At 64.5% G+C, this 11,447-nt stretch carries 7 protein-coding genes and 1 tRNA gene; 4 read left to right on the top strand and 4 right to left on the bottom strand.

What is annotated here, in order from left to right; genetic code table 11:
* Positions 1-81: 81 nt before the first annotated feature.
* Positions 82-327, bottom strand: a complete 246-nt coding sequence (locus FHR95_RS09795; protein WP_183314239.1) for a DUF2939 domain-containing protein — start codon at positions 325-327, stop codon at positions 82-84.
* 1,012 nt (positions 328-1,339) lie between these two features.
* Here FHR95_RS09795 and FHR95_RS09790 point away from each other — a divergent pair.
* Positions 1,340-1,783, top strand: a complete 444-nt coding sequence (locus FHR95_RS09790; RefSeq protein ID WP_183314238.1) for a helix-turn-helix domain-containing protein — start codon at positions 1,340-1,342, stop codon at positions 1,781-1,783.
* Between the two features lie 804 nt (positions 1,784-2,587).
* On the top strand, positions 2,588-3,739 hold the full coding sequence (locus FHR95_RS09785) for a hypothetical protein (protein WP_183314237.1): 1,152 nt from the start codon (positions 2,588-2,590) through the stop codon (positions 3,737-3,739).
* 616 nt (positions 3,740-4,355) lie between these two features.
* Here the strand turns inward: FHR95_RS09785 and FHR95_RS09780 are convergent.
* Together FHR95_RS09780 and FHR95_RS09775 are read right to left on the bottom strand one after the other, a co-directional pair.
* Positions 4,356-4,431: transfer RNA gene (locus tag FHR95_RS09780), tRNA-Thr, on the bottom strand.
* Between the two features lie 42 nt (positions 4,432-4,473).
* Entirely contained in the window at positions 4,474-5,289 is an 816-nt protein-coding gene (locus tag FHR95_RS09775; RefSeq protein WP_183314236.1) for an acyl-CoA thioesterase, read from the bottom strand.
* A gap of 83 nt (positions 5,290-5,372) precedes the next feature.
* Here FHR95_RS09775 and tadA point away from each other — a divergent pair, with 83 nt between their 5' ends.
* On the top strand, positions 5,373-5,843 hold the full coding sequence (gene tadA / locus FHR95_RS09770; protein ID WP_183314252.1) for a tRNA adenosine(34) deaminase TadA: 471 nt from the start codon (positions 5,373-5,375) through the stop codon (positions 5,841-5,843).
* Positions 5,844-5,859: 16 nt separating this feature from the next.
* Here the strand turns inward: tadA and mltF are convergent, their stop codons facing one another.
* The gene (mltF, locus tag FHR95_RS09765; RefSeq protein ID WP_183314235.1) at positions 5,860-7,323 is read right to left on the bottom strand and encodes a membrane-bound lytic murein transglycosylase MltF; all 1,464 of its coding nucleotides are present in this window, start codon (positions 7,321-7,323) and stop codon (positions 5,860-5,862) included.
* A gap of 157 nt (positions 7,324-7,480) precedes the next feature.
* On the opposite strand from mltF, the gene purL reads away from it, so the two are divergent.
* Positions 7,481-11,437 carry a phosphoribosylformylglycinamidine synthase gene (purL, locus tag FHR95_RS09760; protein WP_183314234.1) on the top strand — a complete coding sequence of 1,319 codons (3,957 nt, stop codon included), beginning with the start codon at positions 7,481-7,483 and terminating at the stop codon, positions 11,435-11,437.
* Positions 11,438-11,447 lie beyond the last annotated feature (10 nt).

Here is an 11,447-nt window from a genome sequence, read left to right as displayed (position 1 = left end):
ACCCGCTACGACAAGTTGGCCAGCAGCTTCAAAGCGATGGTATGCCTGGCCTGCATAGATCGCTGCTTGCGTGCCAACTTTTCAGACAGAACCTAGTATCGCGCCGAAGCCGTTATCAGACTCCTTCGCAAGCTCCTTGGCCATGTGGGCATTCATCTGATCTTTGAAGTTCTGGCGAAGAGCGGGGAAGTCGATGTGTCTGGAGAGCGCTTCACCATCCTTGTCCTCTGCCGCAGACTTGATTTGATAGCAGGTGATGTACGGTGAGGCGATGGCATACCCGCTGGCGAGAAAGACGGCAATTCCTGCGATGAGGCCTTTTTTCATTTTATGGCTTCCTTGTTTTGATCTTGGTCTGGAATGTCGTAACCGAAGCCTGGCGGAATTCTGAGATGATGCTTTACCAGCACGAATCCTGCCTCGTGGGCACAAGACGAAGTCAGTGCCAGCATGTTGAGGTTTGTTAAGGTGTGCAGCAGAGGTGCGCACCCTTCGATGTAGAAAAATCTCCACATGCTGAAGGCGTCAGTATGCTAACAAAAGCTAACATGCGCGACGGCTCTGCGTGAGGGTGCAGGAATGATAGAGGGCTTAGCGCCTAAGCCGGAAGCCATGCCTTTCCATGCAGAACGTAAGAAGCTCCTGCTTCTCAGCTCGTGTCTTTTCTGACATGCCGATTTCGTATCGACATTCCGCATAGGCGTCCTTTGTGGCTTCGCGGGAAACCCCCTCCTTGTACCAATAGGGAGGTGAAGCCGCACACGCGGATACGAGCAGTGCTATCAGCATGGGTATAACGGTGCGAATCAGCTTAGCCATGAATCTTCCCTGATCTGTTAATTGAGTGGTGATTGGATAAACCTAGCAGGGTTTCTCCGCCCTGCAATGTCGGTGGGCTGGCCGTCCATGGCCGGGCTGTATTAGAGGAAACCGTCCCTTGGGCGCAACCCGTAGGCGACCGAGACCGCGACAATAAGGCGCCACTTTGAGCATGGCCCAAGATGCGCCGATATGCTGTAGGAGATTGCCGACACAAACAAAAGGTACTCCGGCCCCGCCCCGATCTATGGGGGCGCCGAGTCCCAGGCGCGCGCTATTTACGGCGCTTTCGTTCGGTTGTGGTTTCCGTTTCCGCATGGCGCCAGCAGCGAAAGCCGCGCCACGTCTGGCCTGACGGGCGATCTGAAAGCGTAACCTCCAGCCGTTCATAGCAAACTTAGCGACTGCCCGTCCTGTTTCGGTTGAGGTATCGCCAAGGTACTGGCTGGCTAGCGGCGCATAGGGTAGGTTTGAGTAGCGTGACTAAATTAATTGCGTGAACCAATGAAGGAACCAAGGAATGAAATCGGAGGGCGAGCGGAAGGGAGTCTTTGCCGAGAGACTGAAGCAGGCTTGTATTAGCCGCTATGGACGCGAACATGGGATCGCATCCAGGCTGGCGGATGATGTTGGGGTGAGCATTCAGTCGACGAGCAAGTGGCTCAGGGGTTTGACAAGGCCAAAAGCCGAATATGTGAAAGTCATCGCGGCCAAGCTGGGCGTTGCTTCCCACTGGCTCTCAGGCGAGACGCATGAAGCGCCTGAACACCTGGCTGACATCCCTGACGAACCCCTAGAGCTCGCCAGCGAGGCGGCTCGAATAGTTTTCCCGTTGATCGAAAAGCTCAAACCAGAAGCCGACCACGCCACCCGAGACGAGCTGTTCCGTCATGCTTACCTTGAACTCAAGGTCGGAAGAGAATCGCGTGCCGTTGCTGGCGATGTCGCTGCGCGCCTGATGTAAACCGTTACCTCCTGACCTTCTTTACATCCGCCTATGCCACCGGCCACTGGGCGCCGAGTGCCTGACCGTCGGCAATTTTTCGGCGTTGCATGACCGTCAGCAGCAGCCCGCCAAACCCGTATGGTTGAGCGGTTTTGAGGTGCTGAAGGTGGCGATTCGATGTTGAGTTTTGTTGAGGTGCTGGCGCTGTCGGTTGGTAGACAAAAGCCAACATGCTGCCCGCTGGTTCGCACTGGTGCGCAGCATGGTACGCACGATTGGTACGCACCGGCACGCGTGACGATGATGCGTGAGAGGGCGTGAAGCATGGGCTGACCATCCGTGGCCATGCCGCTTCCATTGGGCGCGCCCACTAGGCGACCGAGGCCGGGATTCAAGGCGCCAGCGCCATCATGGCATTGAGCAGGGCGAGCGCACGTAAGACTCTGCCGATAGATAAGGTGCTCTCACCACTACCCGGCCTTGAGGAGGCGCCGAGGCCCGGCGGCGCGCCATGTATGGAGGATGGGCAAAGATGCCGGTTCTGCTAGCCGTGGAGGGCGCAGACGTGTCGCTGATGGGACTGGTGCGGCGTAGGCGAACGTCCATGGCTTCGCGACGAGGCGGCAGAGCCCGCCCAGGCGAGGCAATCGGCCCGCACAAGTTAGTGCTCATTCCCGGTGAAGCCGTTCAGCGGCAGGTTGCGCTCGGTCCAGTCTAGGTAGGTCGGTGCTCCCGATTAGGGATACTTTGAAATAATCTTTTGGATTTCCTACCTTTACAAGGTGCAACGAAATCGGACCAATCGAAATCGGAGCAATAAAGATGAGACAACGCAATCTTCTGCAGCTGTCTAACACCCTAACGGCCGGTGCGGTGTTAACCATCGCCAGTGCGGGCTTCGTGCCGGCTACCGCTACGGCGGCTCCATGCGATTCCGCTGCAACCGTCGTTTCTGACTTGTGGAGCGAGCACGAAGACATCGTGAAGCAGACCGGCCCCGGAGATAAGGCCGAAATCGTAGACAAGATGATCAATCGCTGGAATGACCTAGCGGGCAATAGCTGGGCGAAGATCGGTCCCCGTATGCTGGAGTTCGGTAGCACCCAGAAAGGGACGATCCGAAGCAAGGGGACGCGGGTATTCGTAAGCCCCCACCCGGTTTACGGCGAAATCGATCTGACGATCGAAAAGGTGGGCATGCGCGGCAAGACGTATGTCGAGGCCTGCAAGTTCCCCGAAGGCTTGGATTCGGGCGAGGAAATCTGGTCGTTCACTATCGATCCCGGCGGTCAAAACGTCGGCAAGCAATGGAGCCGAACGTTCGACAACGTCGACAGCCATATCGTCGCGGTTAAGTTCGCGGGCCAGAGCTGGGCTAAGGGAATGGAGTACCAGCTCAGCGCTAGCACGGCAGGCAGCACGAACACGAAGCGGTCCGGAAGCACCGCAGTGTCCCACTCCATCATCATCGACGGCACCGCCGCTTCAGGGCGCACCAAGTACACGATCGAAGGCGGCGGCACACTGAATCAGATGAAGGGCAATTTCGCCGGGCACAACGTCAGCATCCAGGGCAACGACAAGGTTAGCGGCAATCACGCAGAGGGTTACGTAGCCAACGGCATAGATGGCTATGCAGTGAGCGGCGAGTTTCCCGATATCCTGCTTGAGAACCCGGACAACGCGGCGGTCTACGTTGACGGGAAAGAATACCATTCCATCGTGATTGACGGCAGCGCCGGCTCCGGCAGTACGAAATACACAATCTCGGGCGGCGGCGACCTGGAACAGGTAAAGGGTATCCTCGCCGATCACAAGGTGACCATCCAGGGCAATGACAACGTCAGCGGCAACAGCGCTGAAGGATATGTTGCCGGCGGTGAGGACGGTTTGCGGGTGTTCGGGTCCGTGCCGAATGTCAACCTCGCCAACCCCCAAGCTGCCGTGGTCTATATCGACGGCCAGCAGAAATAGTGCTCATGCAATCTGGAAGGGGGCTTCAGCCCTCTTCCATTCTTGCGGGCTTCCTCTACTTCGGCCTATCGCGAAGATCTTGTTCTGAGGCAGCGGCGAGAACGCCGCCGATACCGTACCGGTTCCTAAAGTTGGCTGAGCCTTATGCGTAATCAGGAAAGCCAATATGCTGGCAGGGTAGAGGGACCGAATCCCTGGAGCGTCAGGGGCTGGACACCGCTTGCCCCGTCAGACTTTCATGCCTGCGAAATAAGAGATTTTTTCCGGCAGACGATCCACCGGCAGGGCAGGGGGAGGGCCGATTTTGAGCCGCGGGCGCCTGCGACCGGAGCGGTCCTATCTCGTGATCGCTAACTCAGTTTTCCGCCTGAGCTGTTGGTGGACGGCGTCATGCCCTAGCAAGCCGTGCCTGCCCACTAATCCTGGCATTGCAATCCCAGACGATCCGCACAGGGCAGATAGTAGTGCGACGTGGGCGAGGTGCGCCCACCTGCAGGCCGGTTGCTACCTGGCCCGCCTGATTCTGCTGGCTGCTACCTATTTGCTACCTAGAGGCTGAATAACGAAAAACGGCTACCGAGACGATTCGTCAAGTAGCCGTTTTATCAGTGTTTTCTGGTGCCGCAAAGAGGAGTCGAACCTCCGACCTACGCATTACGAGTGCGTTGCTCTACCAGCTGAGCTATTGCGGCGACAGGGGCATGGTAGCGCCGCTTGCGGCCCGATGCCAGGCGTCAGCGGCGCAGCCGGGTCAGCCCCTCCTGGGCACTGGAGGCGACCAGCCGGCCCCGGCGGTCGTAGATGCTGCCGCGGGCGAAGCCTCGTGCCCCATCGGCCCAGGGACTATCCATGTCGTAGAGCAGCCAGTCGTCGACCCTGACGTCATGGTGGAACCAGAGGGCATGGTCGAGGCTGGCGATCTGCAGCTGTGGGTCGCGGAAGTCGATGCCGTGGGGCACCAGGGCGGTGGTCAGCAGGTTGAAGTCGGAGCTGTAGGCGAGCAGATAGCGGTGCAGCGCCTGGTCGTCGGGCAACTCGCCGACCAGGCGGAACCAGAGGCGCTTGCGTGCCGGTTGGCCCGTATCGGCCTCGTCGCCCAGGTGCAGGAATTCGATGGGGTGGCCGGGGAAGCGCTCGAGGCGAGCATCGCTGTCCGCCAGCGTCTCGGGCGAGGCGACCTCGGGCATGGCGGGCTGGTGGGCGATGCTCTGCTCCTCGCCGTGAAAGGAGGCGCTGCAGAAGAAGATCGGCCGCCCCTTCTGGATGGCCGTGACCCGGCGCGTGGTAAAGCTGCCGCCGTCGCGCACCGCATCCACCTGGTAGACCACCGGACGATGCGGGTCTCCCGGGCGCAGGAAGTAGCCGTGCAGTGAGTGGCTGCGGCGTGCCGGGGCGACGGTCTGGCTAGCCGCCGAGAGTGCCTGGCCCAGCACCTGGCCACCGAACAGCTGCGGCAGGCCGAGATCCTGGCTGTGGCCGCGGAACAGGTTCTCTTCCAGGGCCTCCAGGCCGAGCAGGTCCACCAGGGCGTTCAGGGCATCGGGCGTCATCGGTCTCCTCCGTGCGATGGCGTGATGGCCAGCGCTACCATACGATCATCGGAATACCAGCCAGTCTACGGGAGTTCATGACCGTGCGCAGCGACGAGTTCTACATGCACCGGGCGCTGGACGAGGCCCGGCGGGGGCTGTTTGCCGGCGAAGTGCCGGTGGGCGCGGTGGTGGTGGACGCCGCGGGCGAGATCGTCGGCGCTGGCTTCAACGCCCCGGTGGGGGCGCATGACCCCAGCGCCCATGCCGAGATCCGTGCCCTGCGCGATGCCGGTGAGCGGCTCGGCAACTACCGGCTGGACGGCTGCACCCTGTATGTGACGCTGGAACCCTGCCTGATGTGCACCGGGGCGATCATCCATGCCCGCCTGGCGAGAGTGGTCTATGGTGCCGCCGAGCCGCGCAGCGGCATGGCGGAGTCGAAGGCCAACCTCTTCGCCCAGCCCTGGTATAACCATCGGGTGGCGGTGGAGGGCGGGATGCTGGCCGCCCGTGCTTCGCGCCTGCTGCGGGAGTTTTTTGCCGCACGCCGCCAGGACCTGGAGCGCGACTGAGATCGGCGTTCGCGGACTATAGGACGGGCGGCACCTGCTCGAAGAGTGCGCTTTCGTCATCGTCGGGCAGGCGCGCATCGAGTTCGTGAAACTGCTCTTCGCTGCGGTCCAGGTAGGCGAGGATCTCGTAGTAGCGGCGGATGTTGCGCACGTAGATCACCGGTTCGCCGCCCCGGGCGTAGCCGTAGCGGGTCTGGCTGTGCCACTCGCGCTCCTGGAGCAAAGGCAGTGACTCGCGCACGTCGCGCCACAGGTCCGGGTCGCCACCACGCTGCTCGGTGATCCTGCGGGCATCGTAGAGATGGCCGAGGCCGACATTGTAGGAGGCCATGGCCATGAACAGGCGATCGTCGCCGGTGATCGACTCCGGCAGTCGCTCGATCAGCTGACGCAGGTAGCGGGCGCCGCCGTGGATGCTCTGGGCCGGGTCGAGCCGGTTGTCGACGCCGAGATCGCCGGCGGTAGCGTTGGTCAGCATCATCAGCCCGCGCACACCGGTGGGGGAGGTGGCCCTGGGCTTCCAGTGGGACTCCTGGTAACCCAGCGCCGCCAGCAGTTTCCAGTCGAAGCGGGTATTGCGGGCGGCTTCGCGGAACAGCTCGGTGTAGCGGGGTAGACGCTCGCGGGCATGGGCGATGAAGGTACGGGCGCCAACGTACTCCAGGTAGTCGTCGTGGCCGAAGTAGCTGGCGATCAGAGCGTCGAGATCACCGTCGCGTCGCAGCTCGTCGAGGAAACGATTGGCGGCGTTGACCAGTCCCAGCCCCCGTCCCGCGGGGAAGGCCCAGGCCAGGGAGAGTGGCTTGCCGAGGGGAAAGCCATCCTCGACCTCGGGGAAGAACAGCCGGTTGAGGCGGAACTGGTGTTCGAAGATCACCGCGGCATCCAGGGTGCCCCCGGCCACCTGCCCAAGCAGCTCGGCCACTTCCAGTTCGCCGGACTCCTTCCAGCTCAGCCCGGGGTGCTCGGCCTGCAGCTCGCGCAGCACCCGGTCGGTACCGGCCCCGCGCAGGGTGCCGATCTCCAGCCCCTCCAACTCGGCGATCGTCTCCGGTGGGTGCAGGCCGCGTCGATAGACCAGCAGCGGCTGCAGCAGCATGATCGGCCGGCTGAAGAGCAGCCCGTCCAGCGTCGGGTCCAGGGGCAGGGCGGCGGCGCCCAGGTCACCCTCGTTGCGCACGGCGTCCAGCACGCCTGGAATGTTGTGGTCGGCATCCAGGGTGAGGCTGACGCCCAGGTGGTCGGCGAAGCGCCGCATCAGCTCGTATTCGAAGCCGGTAGGTCCCTGGCGCCCCTCGTAGTAGGTCGTGGGGGTGTTGCGGGTGTGTACGCTGAGGAAGTCACGCGCCAGCACCTCCCTCAGGTGCGGCCCTTCGGGAGAAGCGAAACGCCCGGGCAACAGCGCCAACATGAGAGCGCTGCACAGCAGGGCAGTCCCGCGCCACTGGCGACGGGCGAAGTCGGTCGGGAGTGCTGGCATGGGGGCCATGAGTGGCGATGCGGCCTTCAACCTTAACCAGCCCGCGGGCGACTGTCACCTACGCCGATTTCTCGCGCCCTGCGCTTTCCAGTATCATGTGCGCTCGTTGCCGCCGGCGACGGCCCCGAATTCTCCCCCGTTTCAGAGGCTCCAGGATATGCTCGAACTGCGAGGCGCGCCCGCCCTATCTGCCTTCCGTCATGCCAAGCTGCTGGACGCCCTGCGCGCATCCGTTCCCGAGGTCGAGTCCCTGCATGCCGACCATGTCCACTTCGTCGACCACGACGGCGACCTCGCGGACGAAGAGCGGCATCTGCTCGAGCAGCTGCTCGACTACGGCCCGGCGCACGAGCAGCAAGGGCGTGCCGAAGGTCAGCTGTTCCTGGTGGTGCCACGCATCGGTACCCAGTCACCCTGGTCCTCCAAGGCGACCGACATCGCCCGCAACTGCGGGCTGACCAGGGTGCGCCGCATCGAGCGCGGCGTGGCCTACCGGGTCAAGGTCGCCGGCACCCTCACCGAGAGCGCCTTCGAGCAGATTCAGGCCGCGCTGCACGACCGCATGACCGAGAGCGTGCTCGCCGACGCCTCTGACGCCGCCAAGCTCTTCGCTCACCACGCGCCGGCGCCGCTGGGCAGCGTCGATGTGCTCGAGGGAGGGCGCGAGGCGCTGGTCACCGCCAACGTCGAACTGGGGCTGGCGCTGGCCGAGGACGAGATCGACTACCTGGTCGGGGCCTTCCGCGACCTGGGGCGCAATCCCACGGACGTCGAACTGATGATGTTCGCCCAGGCCAACTCCGAGCACTGCCGCCACAAGATCTTCAATGCCGACTGGCTGATTGACGGCGAGGCGCAGCCCCATTCGCTGTTCGGGATGATCAAGAACACCCACGCGTGCTCCCCCGACGACATCCTCTCCGCTTACAGCGACAACGCGGCAGTGATCCGCGGCTCGGAGGCGCCGCGTTTCTTCCCGGCACCGCTCAGCGGCAAGCCAGGCGAGCGCGCCGCCTATGGCAGCACCCGTGAACCGATCCAGATCCTGATGAAGGTGGAGACCCACAACCACCCGACGGCCATCGCGCCGCACCCCGGGGCCGCCACCGGCGCTGGCGGCGAGATCCGCGACGAGGGCGCTACCGGTATCGGCGGCAAGCCCAAGGCGGGCCTGACCGGCTTCACCGTCTCCAACCTGCGCATCCCCGAGTTCGTGCAGCCCTGGGAGGCCTTCGACTACGGCAAGCCCGAGCGTATCCAGTCGGCGCTCGAGATCATGCTCGAGGGCCCCATCGGCGGCGCCGCCTTCAACAACGAGTTCGGCCGCCCGAACCTCGCCGGGGTCTTCCGCACCTACGAACAGGACGCCCTGGGTCACGACGGCATCGAGCGTCGCGGCTACCACAAGCCGATCATGCTCGCCGGCGGCTACGGCAACATCCGCGACGGACACGTCCAGAAGGGCGAGATTCCGGTGGGCGGCAAGCTGATCGTGATGGGCGGTCCGGCGATGCTGATCGGCCTGGGCGGCGGCGCGGCCTCCTCCATGGCCTCCGGGGCCTCCAGCGCCGACCTGGATTTCGCCTCGGTGCAGCGCGGCAACCCCGAGATGGAGCGCCGCGCCCAGGAGGTGATCGACCGCTGCTGGGCGCTGGGCAGCGAGAACCCGATACGCTTCATCCACGACGTGGGCGCCGGGGGGCTCTCCAACGCTCTGCCGGAGCTGGTCAAGGATGGCGAGCGGGGCGGCCGCTTCGACCTGCGTGCCGTGCCCAACGCCGAGCCGGGCATGAGCCCGCTGGAGATATGGTGCAACGAGGCCCAGGAGCGCTACGTGCTGGCGGTGGCCCCCGAGGACCTCGCCACCTTCGAGGCGCTGTGCGAGCGCGAGCGCTGCCCCTATGCCGTGGTCGGCGAGGCCATTGAGGCCCACCACCTGTCGGTGCGCGACGGCCACTTCGAGAGCCAGCCGGTCGACCTGCCGATGAGCGTGCTGTTCGGCAAGCCGCCGAAGATGCAGCGCGAGTTCCAGCACCGGGATAAGACGCTCTCCGGGGTGATGCTCGACAACCTCGACCTGCGCGAGGCGATGGACCGCGTGCTGCGCCTGCCCGCCGTGGCCTCCAAGAGCTTCCTGATCACCATCGGTGACCGCTCCATCACCGGTCAGGTGGCTCGCGACCAGATGGTCGGCCCCTGGCAGGTGCCGGTGGCCGATGTCGCCGTGACGACGGCGAGCTTCGACACCCATGCCGGCGAGGCCATGGCCATGGGCGAACGGCCGCCGGTGGCGCTGATCGACCCCGCGGCCAGCGCCCGCCTGGCGGTGGCCGAGACCATCACCAACCTGGCCGCCGCGCCCATCGACAAGCTTGGCGACATCAAGCTTTCCGCCAACTGGATGAGCGCTGCCGACCATCCCGGCGAAAACCAGGCGCTGTTTGACGCCGTGCACGCCGTGGGCATGGAGCTCTGTCCGGCACTGGGTATTGCCATCCCGGTGGGCAAGGACTCGATGTCCATGCGCACTGCCTGGCAGGAGCGGAGCCAAGAGGACGACGGGCAGGGCGAGGAGAAGAGCGTCACCTCGCCGCTGTCCCTATCGGTGACCGGCTTCGCCCCGGTCAGCGATGCCATGCGGACCCTGACCCCGCAGATCAATCTCGAGCAGGACGAGTCCGACCTGCTGCTGGTTGATCTGGGCGGTGGCCGCAACCGCCTGGGCGGCTCGGCGCTGGCCCAGGTCTACGGTCAGGTAGGTAACGAGTGCCCCGACCTGGACGACCCCGAGGACCTCAAGGCGTTCTTCTCGGTGATCCAGGGGCTTAACGCCGACGGCATGCTGCTGGCCTATCACGATCGCAGCGACGGCGGCCTGCTGGTGACGCTGATGGAGATGGCCTTCGCCGCCCATGCGGGCCTCGAGATCAAGCTCGACTGGTTGATCGACGAGCCCGTCGAGGCCTTCAACGCGCTTTTCGCCGAAGAGCTCGGGGCGGTGATCCAGGTGAACCGTGGGCACACCGAGGCGGTGCTGGCCCAGTTTGCCGCCGCCGGCATCGAGACCTGCGGCGTCATCGCCCGGCCGCGCTATGACGACCAGGTGCGGGTGACGCTGTTCGAGGAGCCGCTGCTGGAGACTACCCGGTTGCTGGCCGAGCGCACCTGGGCCGAGACCAGCTACCGCCTGCAGGCGCTGCGCGATAACGCCGACTGCGCCAAGAGCGAATTCGATGGCCTGCTCGACGGCCGCGACCCGGGCCTCTCTGCCCAGCCGAGCTTCGATGTCGACGAGGATATCGCCGCGCCCTATCTCCAGGTCTCCCAGGTGAATACCGCTAGGCCGGCGGTGGCGGTGCTGCGCGAGCAGGGCGTCAACGGCCAGCTGGAGATGGCCTGGGCCTTCGACCGCGCCGGCTTCGAGGCGGTGGACGTGCACATGAGCGATATCCTGGAAGGGCGCATCGACCTCGAGGCCTTCAAGGGCCTGGTGGCGTGCGGCGGCTTCTCCTACGGCGACGTGCTGGGCGCCGGCGGCGGCTGGGCCAAGTCGGTGCTCTTCAACCCGCGCGCGCGGGAGCAGTTCGCGGCCTTTTTCGCGCGCGACGACAGCTTCTCGCTGGGGGTATGCAACGGCTGCCAGATGCTCGCCCAGATCCGCGAGCTGATTCCCGGGGCGGAGGCCTGGCCGCGCTTCGTGCGTAACGAGTCCGAGCAGTTCGAGGCCCGGGTCTCGATGGTGCAGGTGGAGGAGAGCCCGTCGATCCTGCTGGCCGGCATGGAGGGCTCGCGCCTGCCGATCGCCGTGGCCCACGGCGAGGGCCGCGCCGAGTTCCGCGACAGTGCCCACCTGCGCGGCATCCAGGGCAGCGGCCAGGTCGCCCTGCGCTTCCTGGACAACCACGGCCAGGTGACCACCCGCTACCCGGCCAACCCCAACGGCTCGCCCTCCGGCATCACCGGTCTGACCACGCCCGACGGCCGGGTCACCATCATGATGCCGCACCCCGAGCGAGTCGTGCGCGCGGTGACCAACTCCTGGCGGCCCGCCGAGTGGACCCGCGACGGCGCCTGGATGCGCCTGTTCCGTAACGCTCGGGTGTGGGTGGGCTGAGCCGTCCATG

The sequence above is a fragment of the Halomonas fontilapidosi genome (assembly GCF_014192285.1).
GTDB lineage: Bacteria > Pseudomonadota > Gammaproteobacteria > Pseudomonadales > Halomonadaceae > Halomonas > Halomonas fontilapidosi.
The sequence above is the reverse complement of the archived record's forward strand: the minus strand, read 5'-3'. Positions and strand labels throughout refer to the sequence as shown.